Below are 21,297 nucleotides of genomic sequence, written 5' to 3'. Positions count from 1 at the left end.
AGCACATGAAAACGATACGATGCTCTTCACCACGCTTGCGCACATGATATAAAGCACGCGCAACTGGAAGAGCCGGCATGTCACCACGCAGAACTCGACACTCCCTCCTTCTCCGCCGACTTGGTGGCATCGCGCCGCGCCTGCTGGGCCTGCCCGTGCTGGCTTTCCTTGCGGCGTGTAACGGCAACAGCGCGATCATGGAGCATGCGCCCCGCGTAGGATCGGCAGAAACCCTGTATAATCATGGTGTTGATGCCCTGCGCACCAACCGCTATGTCCTTGCGACCATCCAGTTCGACGTGCTGCAACGTAACTATCCCTACTCCCAATACACTGCCAATGCACAGTTGATGGAGGGGTATTCCGACTATCTGCAGAGCAAGTATCCCGAGGCGGTGCAGCAGCTTGACCGATTCCTTGAACTGCATCCCACCAGTTCTGATGCCGCCTATGCCTTCTATCTGCGTGCGCTGTGCTATTATGAACAGGTCGCCGACGTACAGCGTGACCAGCAGGGCACCATCGAATCGATGGATGCGCTCGAAGAGGTCATCACACGCTTTCCGCAGACACCTTATGCCCGCGATGCACAGTTGAAGATCGATCTGTGCCGCGACCATCTTGCGGGCAAGGAAATGCTGGTCGGGCGTTTCTATCAGGAACAGCGCAATTATCAGGCGGCGGTCAACCGCTACCAGCGTGTGGTGCAGGATTTCCAGACGACCAACCATGTGCCCGAAGCACTTGAACGCCTTGTGGAGGTGTATCTTGACCTCGGGCTGCTGGAACAGGCGCGCAAGACGGGTGCGGTGCTGGCCTATAACTACCCCGACAGCAAATGGTATCACGACGCCTATGACCATCTGCGTGACCATCACCTCATCAAGGGCGTCCCCCCCCGCGCCAGCAAGCAGGGACGCAACGCATTTTCGCGGGCATGGCATTCGATCTTCTAGGGCAGATCCTGTTTGAATGCGTGCATTCAAACAGGTGAAGATGCTCGTAAAAACCATAAACCGGAGCATTTTCACCGAACCGGTTTTCGGTGAAAATGCTCTAGGTCGCGCCCATTGTGCCTGACCTGATGATCGGATCATCCGCATGCTGACACATCTCTCGATTCGCGATGTCGTCCTGATCGAGAAGCTCGACCTGTCCTTTATCGCCGGGCTGACGGTGCTGACGGGGGAAACGGGGGCCGGGAAATCCATCCTCCTCGACAGTCTCGGCCTCGCGCTGGGCGAACGTGCCAGCGCGTCGCTGGTGCGCGCGGGCACGGAACAGGCCAGTGTCAGCGCCAGCTTTGAAATCGCAACCGACCATCCGGTGCATGCGCTGCTCGCGGAACAGGGCATCGCCATAGAGGAACCCGCAGAGCCGATCCTGCTGCGCCGCATCGTGACGGTGGACGGACGGTCGCGTGCCTATATCAATGACCAGCCGGTCGGCGTGACGCTGCTGCGCCGTGCGGCTTCGCTTCTGGTGGAAATCCAGGGACAGCATGAACAGATGGGGCTTGCGGATCAGGGCACCCATCTTGACCTGCTTGACGCCTTTGGCGTGCCCGGCGCCTTGCGCACGAACACCGCACGCGCCTATCGCGCCTGGATCGAGGCGACGGCGGCACTTGCCGCCGCGCGTGCGGAAATGGAAAGTGCAGCGCGGGAGGAAGACTGGCTGCGTCAGGCCGCCGACGACCTGTCCACCCTTGCCCCGATGGAGGATGAGGAGACACACCTTGCGGGCATGCGCCAGTCATTGCAACAGGGGGAGCGCCGGGCCGAAGCGATTGCCGCCGCCCTGAGTGATCTGTCCCCGCGCGAACGCCGCGGTGTCAGCCCCGCATCTGCCCTGCGCAACGCCAGCCGCGCGCTGCAACGCCTGCTGCCCACACCGACCGACCTCAACCCCGGCGCGATCGGGGCGGAGGAGCAGGCCGCGGCACAGGAGGCGCTCAATGCGCTCGAACGCGCGGAAGAGGCGCTTGCCGAAGCAGAAAGCCTGCTTTCACGCCTTGCCTCCGACGCGCAGGCTGATCCGCGCCTGCTGGAACAGACCGAGGAACGGTTATTTGCCCTGCGTGCCGAAGCGCGCAAGCACGGGGTTTCGGTGCCGGAGCTGCCCGGGCTGCTTGCCGCGTTCAACGAACGGCTTGGCGCACTGGATTCAGGCAATGCCCGCATCGAGGTGCTGGAGGCCGCGATGGCGGAAACCCGTGCGAAGTTCGAGGACACGGCGCAGAAACTGACGGCCGCGCGCGAAAAGGCCGCACGCCGTCTGGAAACGGCGGTGATGGCGGAACTGCGCCCGCTGCGTCTGGAACGCGCGCGTTTCATTGTCGAACTCCTGCCCCTCCCGCCCGAGGCATGGAACCTGCGCGGCAAGGAGCAGGCATCCTTCCTGATCGCCGCCAACCCCGGCCAGCCCCCTGGACCATTGGCCAAGGTGGCGTCGGGCGGTGAACTGTCACGCTTGATGCTGGCGCTCAAGGTCGTACTGGCGGGACGTTCGGCAATTCCCACGCTGGTGTTTGATGAGGTTGATTCAGGCGTGGGCGGGGCCACGGCATCGGCCATCGGGGAACGGCTGTATATGGTCGGGCGCGATGTGCAGGTGCTGGTTGTCACCCACAGCCCGCAGGTCGCGGCACGGGGGGATGCGCACCTGCGCATCAGCAAGAAGGTGGTGCGCGACCGGACCGAAACCCATGCAGCCCCCCTCGACAATACGGCACGGCTGGAGGAAATCGCCCGCATGCTCTCTGGTGACACGATCACACCCGCCGCGCGCGCCGCTGCCGACAGCCTTCTGAAAGGGGAATGACATGACGGAATCCGCCAAGGACCTGGCGCGGTCCTGTCAGGACATCCTTGCCCGCGCGGCGGGGCCGGACATGTCGGCATCGCAGGCGGCGAGCGAACTTGCGCTGCTGGCGGATGTGATCGCGCAACTGGATCGCGCCTATCATCAGGATGACGCACCGGTCGTGACCGATGCGGTGTATGATGCCTTGCGTCGGCGCAATAGCGAACTGGAACAGGCCCATCCGCGCGAACGCCGTGACGACAGCCCCGACACCCGCGTGGGCGCGGCACCTTCTGGCGCATTTCGCCGCCATCGACACCTGACGCCGATGCTGTCGCTGGACAATGTGTTCAGCCGGGAGGAATTCGAGGGCTTCATCAGCCGCGCCGCGCGCTTCCTCGGGCTTGACGATGCGCAGGCCACGCAGCTCGACTTCGTGGCCGAACCCAAGATCGACGGGCTGTCGATCAGCCTGACCTATGAAAATGGGCATTTCGTGCGCGGCACCACCCGTGGTGACGGGACCGAGGGGGAAGACGTTACCGCCAATCTGCGCACGCTGCGTAACCTGCCGCAGCAGTTGCACGGCCCCGCCCCCGACCTGATTGAAATCCGGGGTGAAGTGTTCCTGGCCAAATCCGACTTTCTGACGCTTAACGCGGCACAGGTTGCGGCGGGACAGAAACCCTTTGCCAACCCACGCAATGCCGCGGCCGGGTCGCTGCGCCAGCTTGACGCCGAAATCACGCGCCAGCGTCCCCTGTCGCTGTTTGCCTATGCCGTGGGATATTGCAGCGCCCCGGTGGCCGACACCCATGACCTGTATCTGCGACAGCTTGGGGAATGGGGATTCGCGGTCAGCCCGCTGTGTACGCGGGTCGCGAATGAGGCGGAGGCCGAAGCGTTCATGGAACGGATTGCGCGCGAACGCTCCGCCCTTGATTACGACATTGACGGTGTGGTGTACAAGATCAACGAACGCGCGCTTCAGGAACGCCTTGGCTTTGCCGGGCGGGCGCCGCGCTGGGCCGTGGCGTGGAAGTTTGCCGCTGAACAGGCCATTACACGCCTGACGAAGATCGATATCCAGGTGGGTCGTACCGGGGCACTGACGCCTGTTGCCATTCTGGAACCGGTGAACGTGGGCGGCGTGATTGTCACGCGCGCCAGCCTGCATAACGAAGATGAAATCGCCCGCAAGGATGTGCAGGAAGGCGACCTTGTGCGCATACAGCGCGCAGGCGACGTCATTCCGCAGGTTCTCGACGTCGTGCTGCCACGTGACCATTCCCCCCACCCGTTTGTCTTCCCCCATGTCTGCCCCGTCTGTCATGCCCATGCCGAACGCCCCGAAGGCGAGGTTGTATGGCGGTGCTCCGGCGGATTGACGTGCCCGGCGCAACTGGTGGAGCGGCTGATCCATTTCGTGTCGCGCGATGCCTTCGATATCGAAGGGCTGGGTGATCGTACGATTGCCGAATTCCACGCCGACGGGCTGCTGGGCACACCGGCCGACATCTTTCACCTGCCCGCGCATGAAGAAGCCATTGCGGTGCGTCCCGGATGGGGCACGCTGTCGGCGCGTAACCTGATGAATGCGATCGCGGCGCGGCGGACGATTTCACTGTCACGCTTTATCTACGCCCTGGGCATCCGTCGCATCGGCATCAACACGGCGCGACTTCTGGCGCGCCATTACGGGTCGTATGACAACTGGCACCAGCAAATGTTGCGCGCGACGACCGTGGGATCGGACGAACGGCTCGAACTGGGCAGCATCACCGGAATCGGCACTGCCATTGCCGACGAACTGGTGGCATTTTTCATCGAGGCACATAACCGCCAGACGCTTGAGGATCTGACACATGTGCTGGAGGCCATCACGGACGAGGAAATGCTTGCGGCGGGGGAACTGTCGGGCAAGGTCATCGTCTTTACCGGCACGCTGACGACCATGAGCAGACCCGAAGCCCGCGCCATTGCCGAACGCATGGGCGCGCGCGTCTCTGACAGTGTATCGCGCAAGACGGACATCGTCGTACTGGGCGAAAAGGCAGGGTCAAAGGCACGCAAGGCGGCGGAACTGAACCTGCATACCGTGGACGAGGCCGGGTGGCGCAGCCTTGCCGGGCTGCCTCAGCTCTCATGAATATCCTGTGAATATCCTGCGATCATGACCCCCCTCCCTGCCATCGACGGTCGCGACGCCCTGCTGATTGTCGATGTGCAGAATGATTTCCTGCCCGGCGGCACCCTGGCTGTGGCGCAGGGCGGGCGGATCATCCCGATCATCAACCGCCTGCAGGACCTGCCATTTGGTCGGATCGTGGCGACCCAGGACTGGCATCCACGCGGTCATGTCTCCTTCACGGCGGACAATCCCCCCGCCCCCGACCGGTGGCCCGAACACTGCGTCGCCGCAACATGGGGGGCTTCCTTTCCCGATACGCTGGCGCAGGCACATATCGGACTGGTGCTGCGCAAGGGCATGCAGCGCGACATCGACAGCTATTCCGCGTTCCGCGACAACGAAGGCGGGCATGAAAGCGGACTTGCGCCCTGGCTTGCGGCCTGTGGCATCCGGCGTGTTTTTGTCTGTGGCATCGCGCTGGAATACTGCGTGCGGGCCAGCGCCCTGGACGCAGTGACGGACGGGTTCGACACTTTTGTACTCGACGATGCGTGCGCCGCGATCAATGATGACAGGCGTGATGTCCATCGTGCCCTGCGTGACGGGGGGATCGGCATCATCACCACGCGCGATCTGCTGGAGGGCAACGAAACTTCATAACTCAAAGACGACACGACGCCCACGCCAGAGGGAGGCATGGGCATCATGACCGGGGGAGAATACACAAAGATGGATGTTACAGGACCGCGGGGGCGGTTACTGGCTTCACGACGCGCCATGCTCGGCCTTGCGGGGATGGCGGCGGGATCGACCCTGCTGCCCTTGCGCGCGGGACGGGCGGATACGGGGCGGGTGCCACGCCCGTCAATCGCACCAGCGGACGCACTGATTGCCTTTGGCCATACCGGCCCGATCACCGATGGGGGATGGAGCATGGTGCATAACCGTGGCGTGCAGGCCGTGCGGCAGGCATTCCCGGGAATCCGCACCGTTTATGTCGAAAGCGTCCCTTATTCCGCCGATGCGACGCGCATCTTTCGCCAGTTCGTGGCGGAAGGGGCGAACATGGTGTTCGCAACATCGGAATATGGTGATTTCATCAAGGACGTATCCGAGCGCGCACCTGACGTCGCCTTCATGGAATGCGATGGCAATTCCCTGACATCCAACCTTGGCTGGTATTATGTCAGCCATTGGTACGCCAGCTATATCATCGGGATTGCCGCCGGCCTGCTGTCGAAAACCGGCAGGATCGGATTCCTGGGCGCGTTTCCCATCCCCTCGGTCTATGCCAGCGCGAATGCGACGCTGCTGGGCGCGCAATCGGTCAACCCGGCCATCACGTTGCAGGGCATCACCATCAATGCATGGTTCGACCCGCAGGCCGCGACACAGGCGGCCACCGCACTGGTGGATAATGGGTGCGATTTCCTGTGCGGGATCATGGACGAACCGGCCTATCTGCGTGTCGCGGTGGCACGCGGTGTCAGGGCGGCGATGTGGAATACGGGGATGCTGCAATACGGACCGGACGCCTATGTCAGTTCGGTGATGCTGGATTTCAACCAGTTCTATGTCGCGCAGGTGCGCGCCCTGCTGGAGGGGGGATGGCACCCTTCCGCCGCGTTCCTCACACTGGGCCATGGGGTGGATCGCGACAGGTGGGGCCCCACGGTGCCAGAGGCGGTCGCGCGACAGGCCGATGACATGCGCACACGCATGCTGGCGGGATATAACCCGTTTCGTGGCCCGATCCATGACAATCACGGGCGGCTGCGTGTGCCGGCGGGCGTGACACTGGATGATGAGCAGATCTATCACTGTGACTGGGCCGTGGCGGGGGTGTCGGGTCTTGGTTGACGTTTCCACGCGCCCGCCCCTTGCGCCGGGCACACCGCCGATCCTGCAACTGCGTGGCATCGGGAAGTTCTTTCCCGGCGTCATCGCCAACAGGGATGTGGATCTGGCGGTCTGGCCGGGAGAAATCCATGCCCTGCTGGGTGAAAATGGCGCGGGCAAATCAACCCTGATGAATGTCGTGACCGGCATTTACCAGCCAGAGGAAGGCGACATCCTGCTTGATGGCTACGGGCAGGTATTCAATTCCCCCCAGGAGGCGATCCGTGCGGGAATTGGCATGGTCCACCAGCATTTCAAGCTGGTACAGGCCTTCACCGTGGCGGAGAATATCCACCTTGGCTGGGACGAAGCGCCGCGCCTTGTCTCCGCCCGCGCGATGGAGGAACGCACGCGCGCCATCGCCGAACAGTTCGGGTTTCCCGTACGCCCCGATGCGCGCGTCAGCGACCTGTCCGCCGGGGAACAGCAACGCGTGGAAATCCTGCGCGTACTGTCGCGCCGGGCGCGCCTGCTGATCATGGACGAACCGACCGCCGTGCTGGGGCCGGAGGAAACGCGCGAACTGTTCCGTGCGCTGCGTGCCTTTCGCGCGCAGGGGAATGCCGTCATCATCATCAGCCATAAGCTGGATGAAGTGATGGAAATTTCCGACCGCGTCACCATCCTGCGTGGCGGGCGCAGAATTGGCACGTTCGATACTGCCGCCTGCACCCCCGCCATGCTGGCGACCACCATGGTCGGGCGTGACATCATACGTCAGAACATGCGCACACGCCCCCCGGGCGCCCGGCCGGTCAGCGCCAGTCCCATCATGGGCCTGCGCAATGTCACGATACGCGATGCACGCGGTGTCGAAAGCCTGCGTGACGTGTCGCTGGACCTGCATGGGGGTGAAATCCTGGGTATCGCCGGGGTTGCGGGCAATGGGCAGCGCGAGTTGGCCGGGGTGCTGACGGGACTTCTGAAACCCGCCGTGGGACATGTCCTGCTGGATGGGACGGAGATGGAGCGCATCGACCCGGCCATCTTTGCCCATGCAGGGGTGGGCCATATTCCCGAAGACCGGTTGCGCAGCGCGCTGGCCCCTTCCCTGTCAATCACGGACAACATGGCGCTGCGCGAATATGCGACACCCCCGGTCGGGCGGCGCGGGCTGTATGACAGTACGGCCGCCGCCATGCTGGCGCGCGGGATTGCACAGGTCGCGCATGTCACCATCCCGGACTTTGCCATGCCGGTGCGCAACCTGTCGGGCGGTAACCAGCAACGCCTGGTCGCACGACGCGAAATCCGCATCGCCCACAGGGTGCTTGTCGCGGCCTATCCCGCGCGCGGGCTGGATATCGGCGCAATCGCCACCATGCTGTCCTACCTGACGGAACTGCGCGATCAGGGCGTGGGCGTGGTCTTCATTTCCGAAGACCTGGAAGACCTCCTCAACGTCTCGGACCGGATCGGGGTGATGTTCCATGGGCGCATGATGGCAGTGCTCGATGCCGCAGAAGCGGACATGGCGACGATCGGCCTGTTGATGGGGGGACGCGACCCGTCCAGCCTGCCAATGGGGAGGGACGGATCATGACCGCGCAGAACCGTTTCCAGCGCCTGCCCGTTGTCCCCGCCATGCGCCTGATGCTGTGGCGTGTGGGGGCGATCGTGTGCGCCCTGCTGATGACGGCGGGTATCCTTGCCCTGTCGGGATACAGTCCTGTCGATCTGGCGTTGCTGGTGATGCGTTCCACCATCGGTTCGCGCTTCGGGATGGAGGATCTGGCCCTGTTCATGTCACCGCTGCTGCTGACGGGGGCGGCGGTGACGGTATGCAGCCGTATCGGCCTGTGGAATATCGGCGCGGAGGGACAGTTCTATGCCGGGGCCATCGGCGCGGCGGCGGTTGGCCTGTTCATCCCGGCCCCAGCCATTGTGGTCCTGCCGCTGATGGCGATTGCCGGGATCGTGGCGGGGATGGGATGGATCGCAGTGCCAACCCTTGCGCGTGCCTATGCCGGGGTGAACGAGATCATCACCACGCTTTTGCTGAATTTCGTCGCGTCCCTGCTGACCTATTACCTGACGACCGGACCATGGCGTGACCGGGTGACGGGCGCGCAGGTCTCAAGCGCGCGCCTGCCGGTTTCCATCCCCGATATCTGGGGTGTGGTGCATTGGGGGTTCCCGCTCGGGCTGGGGATCGTTACGATACTGGCATGGATCATGGCGCACACGCGCTGGGGATATGAAATCCGCATCGGCGGCGCAAACCCCGATGCCGCGCGTTATGCCGGGATCGCGGTGCGCGCACGCATCATCGCGGTCATGCTGCTGTCAGGCGGCCTTGCCGGATTGGCTGGCATGTTCGAACTTGCCGGGACGGTTCACCGGCTCCAGGGGGGGATGGCCAACAATTTCGGCTATCTGGGGATCGTGGTCGCCGTGCTGGCGCGCGGGTCGTGCCTGAATGTCATTCCTGCCGCCCTGCTGATGGCGTTCATCCTGGATGCCGGGATCGTGCTGCAGACGCAGCAGCTGACGGCATCGGTGGTGCTGGCGATCACGGGACTGATGCTGTTCATGATCGCGCTGGCGGACGAACTGGCCCATTACCGGCCCGTCGCCAGCCTTGCAAAGGAAACCGGGCCATGATCGCATTGCTGGGTGGTATGCTGGCGACGGCAGTACTGGCGGGGGGTGTCCTGACACTGGCCGCGTTGGGCGAGGTCATGGCCGAACGCGTGGGTGTCACCAATCTCGGGGTTGAAGGGCTGATGGCTCTGGGCGCGGTTGTTGCGATCATGGCGGTCGGCAGTACGCACAATCCGTGGGCCGGGCTGCTGGCGGCGGGGCTGACCGGGGCGGTTGGCGGCATGGTGTTTGCGTTTGGCGCGGTCATCATGCGGGCGAACCAGGTGCTGTGCGGGCTGGCGGTCACGTTCATGGGACAGGGCCTGTCCACCGCGCTGGGACATGATTACGCGGGCCAGCCATCGGCCACTATGTTCGGCCATGTGGCCATACCCGTGCTGTCGAACATCCCGGTCATCGGGCCGGCATTGTTCGGGCAGAACATCCTGGTCATCCCGATTTATGTCATGCTGCCACTGCTGGTGCATTTCGTGATGTTCCGCACACGCCATGGCCTGAACATGCGTGCCGTGGGGGAAAATCCCGCCGCGGCGGATGCAGCGGGCATCCCGGTGATGGCCATGCGCTTTGGCTATGTCACGCTGGGCGGGGCGATGGCGGGAATGGCGGGTGGGTATCTGACGTTGACCTATGTTCCGGTATGGTCCGAAGGCATGGTCGCGGGGCGCGGCTGGATCGCGCTGGCGCTGGTGATCTTTGCCGGGTATCGCCCCATCATGGTGGCATGCGCCGCGTTGCTGTTCGGGTTGATTACCGCGCTGGCCTTTGTGGGGCAGGCACGTAACTGGCCCATAGACCCGGCATTCCTGAACATGCTGCCCTATCTTGGGACGGTGGCGTTCATCATCGTGCCGGTCGTGGTCTGGCACCGCATGCGCCGCATCATGGCAGCCCCCGCCGCACTGGCGCAGCCTTATTACCGCGACGTACGATAAGGGGGCGACCCGAAATCATCCGGCCCTGGCAAAGGTTTTTTCAATCTGGTGATGGCGCGCGCCCTGCACGCCCATCATGGCGGCCCGTTATGATGCAGCAGGTCCATCGAAATGGCGCGCGCATACGCCGCCGAACCCAGCGTATCGGGAAACCGGCCAAGCAGCTTCATTTCGTCAATATATTGCGCAAGCTGTACACGCAGTTCAGCCCCCGTGGGGCAGATCCCCAGCACTTCATGACGCATCATCGCCATGATCCCTGCCTGCGCCATGCCATCAATGCGCCCATCAAGCAGGCCGGCCGTTTCAGGGATATGGGTTTTCAGCCATCGCGCGGCATCCTGCAATGCGACCACAAGGGCCGCCGCCGCGGCGGGTGAGTGTTCCAGCATCGCGTGTCCCACCCCCAGCGCAAGATTCGTGCGTTGCGCATAAAGCCCGTTCACACTGTTGACGAGTTCCCCCAGACCAAGCGACGGATCATTGAGCAGACGCCATGCCAGCGGATCATGTACCGCCACGGCATCGACATCCCCGCCACGGATCGCCCCGTCCATGTCCTGCGGTGAGACGACACGCCATATCGGCCCGGTGTCGGGGTTCATCCCCTTGCGCCGCAGCACGACGGAAAAGAACAGCCGGTCCGCCATATCTGGATTGGTAATGGCGATACGCCGACCGACCATATCCTCCACCCGCGTCAATTTCAGGCGACGGCGCACCAGCAGACGGAACGTCCCGGCCTGCAACCCCATGACCAGCCGTGCCTGCACCTCCCCCTCATGCAGTTTGTCCAGCCACGACAGCACAGGGGCCACCGCCACGCTGCTGCGCCCGGCCTGCAGGTCCCCAATCGCATCACGCCCCGTGACGCCCCCCTCCGTCAGACGCACATCCAGAAGATAACGTTCAAAAAATCCCTGCCGCTGCGCCACATTGAACAGGATGGAAATCGGCGCGGATGGCCAGGACAGGTCGATCTGGTGTGCCTGCCCATCAAGGACATCGCCCACATGCAGCCGCCCGGCGCGCCGACGCTGGGCGCGCCATTCCCACAGCCCCACCCCGGCAAGGACGCTCGCCCCGCCAAGGCCGGCCATGACCCTGCGACGCGGTATCACCGCCATGACTGCATTGGCACACCCATGTGACCCGCCATGTGATCCGCTCCTTTCCCATGATTTAACGCCATATCTACAGGATGTTATGGCACAGCCCGCCGATTTTGGGCATATGGCAAAAAAAGTGGAAAAAGGGGGTTTACGACCCCCAGCCACTGTGGCTATAAGCTGCTCACGCTGTTCCCGAATAGCTCAGTTGGTAGAGCAAGCGACTGTTAATCGCTGGGTCGTAGGTTCGAGTCCTACTTCGGGAGCCACGTTTCCTTATAATTCAGAAATATTGCCGCCATTCCATAAATATGGAATGCCTGTGAGCGCATGCGCCTGCTGAATGAGCGTCCAGCTTTGACGCACATCATTCATCCGCGCGCCTCCCCTCCCCCCTCTCTATTTCCGATCCCTGCTGTTGGGGTATGCAACCTCGTCCTGCATGCGGCGTTTGCCCAGGATACGATGCATGCCACCGACAGCCGTTACCACTCCGATATTCGGCTCCGATACCACATATGGCACCGGTCACGGCATCGCCGCCGCCAGTGCTGCGCCGGATGCGGATGGGATGCATTTCCGGTATGGAAAATGGTCAGGAATATGTTCCTACAATAAATAGTTTCCATGCTTCCGACACGTTTGACATATTAACGCCATATTCATAATCGACCTTACGTCTTGAAATAACAAGGCTTCGTCCTTCATGGGCAAGATCGAAAAAACGCCTATGTGATCATGCACTAATCGAACCTGACCAGAACGGATCGCCTTTATGTTTCCTAAACCGGCACGTAATCCCCGGTGACATGCGCCCGATGTCTGACAAGGGTGCGGCCACGGGGCAAGGGAATAACTGAAATGTCCGCGACAGGTCCGCATCGGCTGCGAAAATCACAGCAGGTTTCCACCAATGTAGGGGTCGTGATCGTCGATGATGACAATGCGATCGTTGTCTTCAACGATATGGCCGAACATATGTCCGGGCATGCACGCGATGATGTCATGGGCCGCCACAGCAGCACCGTCCTGCCCATGGAAATCCAGACACCCCTTTCACAGTCGGGCGAAAAAGCAACCCAGCCCTTGCGCGGCGGCCTCCATACCCTGAGCATTACACGGCGCGACGGCACATGTTTCAATGCGGAGCTGGAAGTTTCATCACTTCAGATGCAAGGACGCCGCCTGCATGTCATTACGCTGCGTGATGTCTCCCCGGCGGAGGGGCGTGTCCTGGGGGACGGGATCTGCGCGACCATCGTTCATGAAACCGATCGCGGCATCCTCGTTTTGGATGGGCAGAGCCGGATCATGCATGCCAACCCTGCCTTTGGCATCTTGTGCGGATATTCCGAAGATGAAGTCGCGGGAAACGATTTTTCCATTCTGTTTTCCGGTCATGGCCGTGACATCCGCACCCTGCAGCAATTCCGTCAACAGGTGGGCGAAGGCAACAGCTTTGAAATAGACATTCAGGCGCGACGCCGCGATGGCACCAACATCTGGCTGCGCGCCGCCGCGACCCCTGTGCATGACGACCATGGTGCGCTGGAACAGACCATAATCATCCTCAGTGACGTCAGTCGCGACCGCGACCTGCGCTATCTGCAGCAGGACGTGGTGGAAGCCCTGGCGAGTGGGCTGTCACTGCGTGAAGTCATGGATTTCATATGCCGCCGCATTGAACGCATCGTCCCCGATGTGCAGGCGCTGGTGATGATGACCGAGGATGGCCAGGTCATGCACCCTATCGGCCGCGCCTCCCTGCCCAAGGCGGTGGTGGCGCAATATGACGGCGCGCGGATCGGCCCCGCCGCCGGGTCGTGCGGCACGGCAATCCACCGGCATGAGGAGGTGATCGTGCCGGATATCGCCACATCCCCCCTGTGGGCGGGGCTGGCGGATGTGCCACTTGACCATGGGCTGCGCGCCTGCTGGGCGCGGCCCATCATCCTGCGCGACGGACAGGTGGCCGGTGCGTTCACACTTTTCTCCCCCACACCAGGCCATCCCAGCACCTGGTGCCGTCGCGTTGTCGGGGCATGTGTGCATCTGTGCATGCTGGCGATCGTGCAGGAACATGCCCGACAGTCCATCGACCGGCTGGCGCATTATGATGGCCTGACGGGGCTGCCGAACCGTGCATGGCTGCGGCATTACTGCACACAGGCGCGGCAGCATTCCCTTGCACGCGTCATTATGGTCCTTAACCTGGACCGTTTCCAGAAAATCAACGAAGCAATGGGCCATGCGGCGGGCGACACATTGTTGATGGAGGTGGCGCGCCGCCTGCGCCATGCCCTGCTGCCTGATGACATCCTGACGCGCACCGATGGCGACGAATTCGTCATTGTCACGGAAACCGCCCCGCAACAGGCCGCCGTACAGGCGGAACGGCTGCTGCGGATACTTGATGCCCCCCTTATGATCGAGCAGGTCGAGCTTCGTCCCAGCGCCAGTATCGGCATCAGCATCAGCGATGGCACCGACCCATCGGACGAGATGAAGACGGTGATGAAGCACGCCTATTCCGCCCTGTCACAGGCCAAGGAAGCAGGGCGCAACTGCTATCGTTTCTTCAGCCCCGAAATGAATCGCGCGGCGGAGGACCGCATCACCCTTGCCGCGGCACTGCGTCGTGCCATCCGGGAAGACCGCTTGAGCCTTGTCTATCAGCCACAGGTCATGACCGGCAGCCGACACCTGCATGGGGTGGAGGCGCTGGCGCGCTGGATCGACCCGGAACTTGGCTTCATCTCTCCCGGGCGCTTCATCCCGCTGGCGGAGGAAACGGGACAGATCGAGATCCTGGGCGAATGGTCATTGCGTACGGCATGTCGGCAGATGACATCGTGGATGATGCACGGCATCGACATCCCCATCGTATCCGTCAACCTGTCGGCCATCCATTTCCGCGACCGCAACCTGCCTGATACCATCGCGCGCATCATGCATGAAACCGGGATGCCACCGGAACGGCTGACGATAGAGTTGACCGAAAGCACCATGATCGACAATTTCGAACAGACGGTCGAAATCGTCACCGCCATCCGCAAACTGGGCTGTGGTGTATCAATGGATGATTTCGGCACCGGTTTTTCCAGCCTGTCGAACCTTGCCAGCCTGCCCGTCAGCGAAGTCAAGATTGATCAGAGCTTCATGAAAGGGTTCGAAGAACCCGCGGGCAAGGTCTATTCAGTGGTGCGCGCCATCGTGCGCATCGGGCAAAGCCTGGGCATGACCGTGGTGGCGGAAGGTGTCGAAACGCAGGCCCAATACCAGCTCCTCCGGGCGATGCAGTGCGATGTCATACAGGGCTATCTCTTTTCGCGCCCGCTCTCCCCCACTGACCTTGCACAATGGTGCATCACCGCCACCCCACGGAACGCGCAGGCGGTGACATGCATGAACGTTCCCCCCGCCCCACGACAGGCCAAGGCCGCACAGGCATGAAGCAGCATAAGGTCATGCTGGGCGAACGCGTTCTGTATCAGGCGGCCCAGCTTTCACATGCCCAACGCTTTGCCGCCGCGCGCCGGGCCGAAGGACTGGATTGCCACGTCGTGCCCGATACCACGACACGCACAAAGCGCGTACGGATCAACGCGCTGACGGGAAAGCCATATTCCGGCCGGATGCCTGAAGGATAATTTCCTTACAAAAAAGAATAAGACAGAACTGAATATCGAATATAACCCGACCAACCCGGTACGCGTTGTGTCACCAACCCACGCTGGGGCCGCAAGCCCTCAGCCATGGCTGGAACGACAATAGAGCGCAACCATGTCAGACGCGTCCTGCGAACACCCCGTCTTTAACATCATGGAAACCGGCATCCCACAATGGGTGCATGTCAGCCTGTCCCGCCAATATGCGCATATCCTTGACGAACCGGTGCCGGCGGAACTGCTGGCCCTGCTTATGCCCGAAGGACAGTTGGCAACAGATGCGCCCACCCTCGCCGACACATCCCCCCATGAAATGGCTGCCAACATCCATGCCTGCGCGGTAGTATGAAGCATCACCGGCCACCCCATGGACGGCTGAACCAAACCTGTTGATAAAATAATAAAAATTTTAGGCCCCCTCCGCCCCGAAATAACGGCGGGCAATGTGGGTTTAAAGAAACCTCCGGAAACTTGCTGGTTTTACAACATGTTTCGCAGGCAACCCGTACAGGCAGCCACCAGGTTCGCCATCATCCAGGCGACACCATAATCACGCCCCGGCGGACGACCTTCCATATGACGCGCACCTTCTATCGCCATTGCACGGCAGACCGTGTAAAACCACGTCATCACCCAGATGGAAGATCCATATGCCGACTGTTCGCTGGAATATTGCTGTTTCACCAGATGTGGATCCATCCATCCGCAGACATCACACCATCAGCCACGAAAGTCGTAATACCCCCAGCCTGCATCTGAAAGACTGGACCCTTGCGCAATGACCGACATCTGCAAGGTTCTGATGATCTTTCCCCTTTTCAATGCAGGATCATTCTGGAATTACAAGGAAGCCTGTGATCTGACCGGTGCGCGTTATCCGGCCGCGCCGCTTGGCCTGATTACGGTTGCGGCCCTGCTACCCAAAGAATGGGATGTCAGGCTGGTCAATCGCAATACCGAAGACCTGAGCGATGAGGACTTCCGCTGGGCCGACATGGTGATGACCGGCGGGATGCTGCCACAGCGTAATGACACGCAGCATATCATCGACCTCTGCCGCGCCAGCAACAAGCCGGTGGTCGTTGGCGGGCCCGATGTCACATCCAGTCCAGCCCTGTATGGCAATGCGAATTTCCAGGTCCTGGGCGAGGCCGAGGAAATCATGGGCGATTTCATCGCGGCATGGCGCCGCGGCGCGCGGGAGGGCACTTTTCAGGCCCCCATGGGCAAGACCGACGTCACCAAAAGCCCGCTTCCCCGCTTTGACCTGCTGAAACTGGACCAGTATCTTCATGTCGGGGTCCAGTTTTCACGCGGGTGCCCGTTCAGTTGCGAATTCTGCGATATCATCGAACTGTATGGCCGCGTGCCGCGCACCAAGACGAATGCGCAGGTCATGGCCGAACTCGATGCGCTGTATAACCTTGGCTATCGCGGCCATGTGGATTTTGTCGATGACAACCTGATCGGCAACAAAAAGGCGCTCAAGAAGTTCCTGCCGGACCTGAAACGCTGGCAGGCCGAAAGGAAATTCCCGTTCGAGTTCTCGACTGAAGCCTCAATCAACCTTGCCGATGACCCAGACCTTCTGCATAGCCTGTCGGATACGAATTTTTTTGCGATCTTCGTCGGGATCGAAAGCCCGGATACCGATACGCTTGTCATGACGCAGAAAAAGCAGAATACAAGGCGCAGCCTGCAACAGAGCATCGAGACAATCCACAGGGCCGGTATTTTCGTGAATGCGGGGTTCATCGTCGGCTTTGACAGCGAAAAGAGCAGCGTCGCCGCCGGCATGATCGCATGTATCGAGGATACGGCAATCCCGGTCTGCATGGTCGGGCTGCTTTATGCCCTGCCCACGACGCAACTGACACGCCGCCTGCTGGCCGAAGGACGCCTTTTCCCTGCCGATGACCAGACGCAGTCGGGGGACCAGTGTACGGCGGGCCTGAATTTCGAAACGAAACGGCCACGTCGGGATGTGCTCAATGATTACCGGACGGTGCTTAAGGCGATCTATGACCCGGTGGCCTATTTCGGCCGGGTGCGCCGCCTGGGCCGGATGCTGAAGCGGGAGCGCGCACACCGGATGATCAAGGGCGACCTGCGCAGTTTCGCCCGCCTGATACTGCGCATACACCGCGCAGGCCCCGGCACGGCCGGACAGTTCTGGCGCATGCTGATCGACTGTGCCCTGCATAATCCCAAGGCCGTGCCCTATGTTATCATGACAAGCGCCCTCTATCTCCATCTCGGCCCGTTCTCACGGCAGGTCATCGCAGAAATCGATCGTGAAATCGCAAATGTCGATCAGGGGCGATGGCACGCCCCCGTGCCGCAGAAATCACCAGCCCCCATGCCCGTATCCATACCAGCCTGAACCTGCGGGAATCACAAAGGCGGCCTGCCAAGGCGGGGCCGTCAACCTGCTGAAGCCATAAAGGTCTTTGTGAAGGTTGCACCGAATGTCGATCGGGCCATCATGCAGTGCTGCATGGCGGGAGAGTGACAAACATGGCCGATACACTGCGGCCCAACATCGCAGGAACCAGAATGGTGGACCTCACTTTCAGGCAGGTTGATGTCTTTGCCGCCGAACCCTTCAGGGGAAATCCCCTCGCCGTGATTGCCGGAGCGGATGGGCTGTCTGATGAACAGATGGCGCAGATCGCAAACTGGACCAATCTTAGTGAGACGACCTTCCTCCTTGATCCGGTACACCCGGATGCCGATTATCGTGTGCGTATCTTCACCCCGCACGCCGAACTTCCCTTTGCTGGACATCCGACACTTGGCACCGCGCATGTCTGGCGTTCTTTGGGCGGCGTTTCAAAAACCGGCCTGATCGTACAGGAATGCGGTGCGGGCCTTGTCCCGGTAAGACTGCACGAAGACCGTCTGGCCTTTGCCGCCCCGCCGCGGCGCCGTGCCGGCCCCGTCGATCATGCCGACCTGATGCCTGCACTCCTTGCCCTGCGCCTTGCCCCTGCGGATATTCTGGATGCCCAATGGGCGGATAATGGCCCGGGATGGGTGGTGCTGCGATTGCGCAGTTGCGCCGATGTGCTGGCCCTTCGACCGGATTGGCAGGCACTGAAGGGACAGATGATCGGGGTGGTTGGGGCATGTGACACAACGGACGATGCCCAGTTCGAAGTCCGTGCCTTTGCCGGGATCGGACAGGGGTGGGAAGACCCCGTTACGGGAAGCCTGAATGCCGCGATCGCCCAATGGCTGATCGAAAGCGGAACCGCACCCCCACAATATGTCACCCGCCAGGGCACCGCCCTGGGCCGGGCGGGCCGCGTCTTTGTGCATGAGGTTGATGGGACGATCTGGATCGGGGGAAATGTCGTCACCCGCATTGCGGGCACTATTGCCATATGAATATTGTTTGTGGCCGGAAATCCCACGATCACCTGGAATCAACCCATTGATAATGGAATAAAAAATCCACAGGCGATGTCTTTCGCACCTTTGGGGAGAATCCCCAACACTCGCTTCATAATGGATCATGCTGCAAAGGGACTACGTTCAGCCCATGCACCCGCATGATCGGGGAATTTCACGGCCAGAACATTGAAAAATGGCGCGCCCAGTTGGACATAATTGCCGCCACTCATCCGAGGAAAGCCATGACCGACCTGTTCTCCACCTTCGATCTTGCCGGCACGACGCTGGCCAACCGCATCGTGATGGCGCCTATGACCCGCTCCCGCGCGCCCAATGACATCGCAACCGACACGATCGCTCTCTACTATGCACAGCGCGCAACGGCAGGGCTGATCGTCAGCGAAGGCACACCAATCTCGCGCGAGGGGCAGGGCTATCTGTTTAATCCGGGAATCTTCACGCCAGAACAGATAGCCGGATGGCGACTGACCACCCAGTCCGTCCATTCGTTAGGTGGCCGGATATTCGCGCAGCTCTGGCATGTTGGCCGCGTCTCCCATCCGTCAATCCAGACCGATGGCGCGACACCCGTCAGCGCGAGTTCGTTAATCGCGAAGGGCGCGACGGCGTTCGGCTATGACGAGGATGGCAAGCCAGGCTTCGTGGCAACCCCGGCGCCCCGTCAGCTCGCTACCGGAGAAGTATCGCGTATCGTCGGGGATTTCGCCACCGCTGCCGCCAATGCGATCGACGCGGGCTTCGATGGTGTCGAGATCCATGGCGCCAACGGCTACCTGCTTGAGCAATTCCTCAACCCAACCGTCAACGATCGAACCGATCGCTATTCTGCCGACACGCTGGAAAATCGGCTGCGCTTCGTTCTCGAAGTGGTTGATGCCGTAATCGCGCGCATCGGCGCCCAGCGTACGGGAATTCGTCTGTCCCCTTTCGGCAAGCTGTTTGACATGGCACATTACGATGCGATCGAGGAAACCTATGCTGCGCTGATGGCGGCTTTAGGTCGGCGTCGGATCGCTTACGTTCACATCATGGACCAGACCGGCTTTTTCTATGACGAGGGATCGACGGTCCCGGTATCGGATCGAATCCACGCCCTGATGCGTCAAGCCCGCCCGCATTTGTCGACGACGGCACTGATCCTGGCCGGGGGCATGACGCGGGAACGTGCCGAAACCCTGATCGCGGATGGTACTATCGACCTGGCGGCCTTCGGGCAGCCTTTTATTTCGAACCCGGATCTGGTGGCACGACTGCAGAATGGTTGGCCACTGGCGACACCCGATCGTGCAACGTACTATGGCGGCGATACGAAGGGGTTTGTCGATTATCCTGCTTTCGAAGACCAATGAGACAAAGAATGATCGGGTTAATCCCCGATCATTCCTTTACAGACCCGATCTCAAGAGCAATCGCCCTGATTGTTTCAGATAGCTTGTGCCCGGCCGCTGTCATTCAAATAAAAACTGTGAATGGCTTTTTTTGGGTAACCTCGAACCAATAGCCGCCCCCTCCTGAACTGCCTGTCCGTTTAAGGAGCGTGGAACAGACAGGCGGCATTCGCCTTCAAGACTTTCGCCACCTCTTGCAGAGCAGACATCGCAAGGTTGGATTTGTGTGGCCGCTTTAGGCCGGGAGCAGACTGGCCGCTTTTGGATAGATATTTGGAATAGCTGAGATCATGTTAAAATGCGGTTTGAATAGGTGCTGATTGCCCGGTGTTCGATGTACCATATCCGACGGTATTGTACACTACTTCCTGGACTGCTTTTTGCACTCAGCCGCCTCGAAACGTTTGCGGTGGTCTGTAATGCTCTGATGCGAAAGCTGACCACCTTCAACCGGCTTCCTGATTTTTGCACCGTCCAAGAAAGCATAGGTTTTGTCTGTTAAGTATCGACTCTTCTTCAGTTTCGCGCCGCCCGCTTCGAACGTAATCTGGAACGCATCGAGCAATGCGTGGATGTCCGAACGGAGCAGGATCCCATTCTCGGAGGCATTTAAATCGGCACCATCGATTGTTCTGACGTGTGCAGCCTGAAGTGCAGCCGCAGTCTTGCAGCCTGTGATGGCACATCTACCACCATAGTTTCTACGAATTCGCTCTGAGAACTCGGTCTGGCCAGGTCTTCGCGATATTTCGGCTTGGTGTTTAGTACGTTCGACCTCGTCTTCGGCGTCCCGCTCGTAAGTGTTACTACCCAACATCCTGTATCCGACGACCTCATCTCCCATTGAGTTAAAAGTCCAACCAGTGATCTGGCTCTCGGCCTTTTTGACGGGGGTAGAGAATTTCACTCCCTCACTCAAAACGTTTTTGAGTTTATTCACGAGGGCTTCGTCATTTTTATTTTGGAACGAGGATGTCACGCTGATCTGGATAGGGTTCTGCCCAACGACAGCAACCAGATCAGCTTTGACGAGCATTCCGACTAGGTGAGAGCTTTCAGGGAACGACAGTGGGCCGCCCAGATGACGACTAGCCCTTTCGTTTTCACGGAGCTGCTGGAAAACTTGCGTGAACCATCTCATCTCAACACGAGCCAACTGATTTCCTCGCTCATTAATTCGAATCGCCAAGCATCGCTCAGCTGGCACGCCGATGTTTATCATCCAGCCGTTATGCAGCAAGCGTAACCTATCTGCTTCTTATGTGGTATGGTTTGCGCTCCCCCATACCACAGCGTGATGCCCGCTTTAGAAAGCTTCGACAGAGCGGAGGAATGACCGGT

The 21,297-nt window shown here is 60.8% G+C and carries 16 protein-coding genes, 1 tRNA gene and 1 pseudogene; 16 read left to right on the top strand and 2 right to left on the bottom strand.

The annotated features are described in order from the left end of the window. The first annotated feature begins 77 nt into the window (after window positions 1-77). The 8 genes from FYB92_RS07525 (at window position 78) to FYB92_RS07490 (ending at window position 10,374) form a co-directional block, all read left to right on the top strand. Complete coding sequence (locus FYB92_RS07525; protein WP_332828414.1) at window positions 78-956, top strand: outer membrane protein assembly factor BamD; 879 nt, start codon at window positions 78-80, stop codon at window positions 954-956. A 145-nt stretch (window positions 957-1,101) separates the two neighbouring features. Further along, window positions 1,102-2,823 carry a DNA repair protein RecN gene (gene recN / locus FYB92_RS07520; RefSeq protein WP_192266014.1) on the top strand — a complete coding sequence of 574 codons (1,722 nt, stop codon included), beginning with the start codon at window positions 1,102-1,104 and terminating at the stop codon, window positions 2,821-2,823. Between the two features lie 70 nt (window positions 2,824-2,893). After that, window positions 2,894-4,954, top strand: a complete 2,061-nt coding sequence (gene ligA, locus FYB92_RS07515; RefSeq protein ID WP_332828986.1) for an NAD-dependent DNA ligase LigA — start codon at window positions 2,894-2,896, stop codon at window positions 4,952-4,954. Between the two features lie 24 nt (window positions 4,955-4,978). Beyond that, a complete protein-coding gene (locus FYB92_RS07510) occupies window positions 4,979-5,596 on the top strand; it encodes a nicotinamidase (RefSeq protein ID WP_003620586.1) in 618 nt (205 codons plus the stop codon). Between the two features lie 69 nt (window positions 5,597-5,665). Beyond that, entirely contained in the window at window positions 5,666-6,796 is a 1,131-nt protein-coding gene (locus FYB92_RS07505; RefSeq protein ID WP_040512059.1) for a BMP family ABC transporter substrate-binding protein, read from the top strand. Next, a complete protein-coding gene (locus tag FYB92_RS07500; protein WP_003620588.1) occupies window positions 6,789-8,378 on the top strand; it encodes an ABC transporter ATP-binding protein in 1,590 nt (529 codons plus the stop codon). The genes FYB92_RS07505 and FYB92_RS07500 overlap by 8 nt, the downstream gene beginning before the upstream one ends. Further along, entirely contained in the window at window positions 8,375-9,439 is a 1,065-nt protein-coding gene (locus tag FYB92_RS07495; RefSeq protein ID WP_062809054.1) for an ABC transporter permease, read from the top strand. Before FYB92_RS07500 ends, FYB92_RS07495 begins: the two co-directional genes overlap by 4 nt. Continuing rightward, entirely contained in the window at window positions 9,436-10,374 is a 939-nt protein-coding gene (locus tag FYB92_RS07490) for an ABC transporter permease (protein ID WP_332828413.1), read from the top strand. Before FYB92_RS07495 ends, FYB92_RS07490 begins: the two co-directional genes overlap by 4 nt. A gap of 74 nt (window positions 10,375-10,448) precedes the next feature. Here the strand turns inward: FYB92_RS07490 and FYB92_RS07485 are convergent, their stop codons facing one another. Beyond that, entirely contained in the window at window positions 10,449-11,501 is a 1,053-nt protein-coding gene (locus FYB92_RS07485; protein WP_062809055.1) for an ABC transporter substrate-binding protein, read from the bottom strand. A 175-nt stretch (window positions 11,502-11,676) separates the two neighbouring features. Between FYB92_RS07485 and FYB92_RS07480 the strand changes: the two genes are divergently transcribed. The 8 genes and pseudogenes from FYB92_RS07480 (at window position 11,677) to FYB92_RS07450 (ending at window position 19,917) form a co-directional block, all read left to right on the top strand. Further along, window positions 11,677-11,752: transfer RNA gene (locus FYB92_RS07480), tRNA-Asn, on the top strand. 592 nt (window positions 11,753-12,344) lie between these two features. Then, window positions 12,345-14,936, top strand: a complete 2,592-nt coding sequence (locus tag FYB92_RS07475) for an EAL domain-containing protein (RefSeq protein ID WP_332828412.1) — start codon at window positions 12,345-12,347, stop codon at window positions 14,934-14,936. Next, a complete protein-coding gene (locus FYB92_RS07470; protein ID WP_003620601.1) occupies window positions 14,933-15,133 on the top strand; it encodes a hypothetical protein in 201 nt (66 codons plus the stop codon). The genes FYB92_RS07475 and FYB92_RS07470 overlap by 4 nt, the downstream gene beginning before the upstream one ends. Before the next feature lie 133 nt (window positions 15,134-15,266). Further along, entirely contained in the window at window positions 15,267-15,500 is a 234-nt protein-coding gene (locus FYB92_RS07465; RefSeq protein ID WP_075624106.1) for a hypothetical protein, read from the top strand. Window positions 15,501-15,929: 429 nt separating this feature from the next. Further along, window positions 15,930-16,913, top strand: a pseudogene (locus FYB92_RS15475) (B12-binding domain-containing radical SAM protein); the annotation flags it as partial. Between the two features lie 33 nt (window positions 16,914-16,946). Then, window positions 16,947-17,534, top strand: a complete 588-nt coding sequence (locus FYB92_RS15470; protein ID WP_408902310.1) for a DUF4070 domain-containing protein — start codon at window positions 16,947-16,949, stop codon at window positions 17,532-17,534. Window positions 17,535-17,668: 134 nt separating this feature from the next. After that, a complete protein-coding gene (locus FYB92_RS07455) occupies window positions 17,669-18,541 on the top strand; it encodes a PhzF family phenazine biosynthesis protein (protein ID WP_332828411.1) in 873 nt (290 codons plus the stop codon). A gap of 248 nt (window positions 18,542-18,789) precedes the next feature. After that, entirely contained in the window at window positions 18,790-19,917 is a 1,128-nt protein-coding gene (locus tag FYB92_RS07450) for an alkene reductase (RefSeq protein ID WP_003620613.1), read from the top strand. 400 nt (window positions 19,918-20,317) lie between these two features. Here the strand turns inward: FYB92_RS07450 and FYB92_RS07445 are convergent, their stop codons facing one another. Beyond that, a complete protein-coding gene (locus FYB92_RS07445; RefSeq protein WP_139312491.1) occupies window positions 20,318-21,196 on the bottom strand; it encodes an HNH endonuclease in 879 nt (292 codons plus the stop codon). Window positions 21,197-21,297 lie beyond the last annotated feature (101 nt).

It is taken from the genome of Novacetimonas sp. GS1 (assembly GCF_036686925.1).
Classification (GTDB): Bacteria; Pseudomonadota; Alphaproteobacteria; order Acetobacterales; family Acetobacteraceae; genus Novacetimonas; species Novacetimonas hansenii.
The sequence above is the reverse complement of the archived record's forward strand: the minus strand, read 5'-3'. Positions and strand labels throughout refer to the sequence as shown.

Bases quoted from the DNA above. Each gene is read 5' to 3' on its own strand.
- FYB92_RS15470 (WP_408902310.1), top strand. From the start codon at position 16,947: ATGATCGCATGTATCGAGGATACGGCAATCCCGGTCTGCATGGTCGGG.
- FYB92_RS07450 (WP_003620613.1), top strand. From the start codon at position 18,790: ATGACCGACCTGTTCTCCACCTTCGATCTTGCCGGCACGACGCTGGCC.
- FYB92_RS07475 (WP_332828412.1), top strand. From the start codon at position 12,345: ATGTCCGCGACAGGTCCGCATCGGCTGCGAAAATCACAGCAGGTTTCC.
- FYB92_RS07490 (WP_332828413.1), top strand. From the start codon at position 9,436: ATGATCGCATTGCTGGGTGGTATGCTGGCGACGGCAGTACTGGCGGGG.
- FYB92_RS07510 (WP_003620586.1), top strand. From the start codon at position 4,979: ATGACCCCCCTCCCTGCCATCGACGGTCGCGACGCCCTGCTGATTGTC.
- recN (WP_192266014.1), top strand. From the start codon at position 1,102: ATGCTGACACATCTCTCGATTCGCGATGTCGTCCTGATCGAGAAGCTC.
- FYB92_RS07525 (WP_332828414.1), top strand. From the start codon at position 78: ATGTCACCACGCAGAACTCGACACTCCCTCCTTCTCCGCCGACTTGGT.
- FYB92_RS07470 (WP_003620601.1), top strand. From the start codon at position 14,933: ATGAAGCAGCATAAGGTCATGCTGGGCGAACGCGTTCTGTATCAGGCG.
- ligA (WP_332828986.1), top strand. From the start codon at position 2,894: ATGTCGGCATCGCAGGCGGCGAGCGAACTTGCGCTGCTGGCGGATGTG.
- FYB92_RS07465 (WP_075624106.1), top strand. From the start codon at position 15,267: ATGTCAGACGCGTCCTGCGAACACCCCGTCTTTAACATCATGGAAACC.
- FYB92_RS07485 (WP_062809055.1), bottom strand. From the start codon at position 11,501: ATGGCGGTGATACCGCGTCGCAGGGTCATGGCCGGCCTTGGCGGGGCG.
- FYB92_RS07505 (WP_040512059.1), top strand. From the start codon at position 5,666: ATGGATGTTACAGGACCGCGGGGGCGGTTACTGGCTTCACGACGCGCC.
- FYB92_RS07455 (WP_332828411.1), top strand. From the start codon at position 17,669: ATGGCCGATACACTGCGGCCCAACATCGCAGGAACCAGAATGGTGGAC.
- FYB92_RS07495 (WP_062809054.1), top strand. From the start codon at position 8,375: ATGACCGCGCAGAACCGTTTCCAGCGCCTGCCCGTTGTCCCCGCCATG.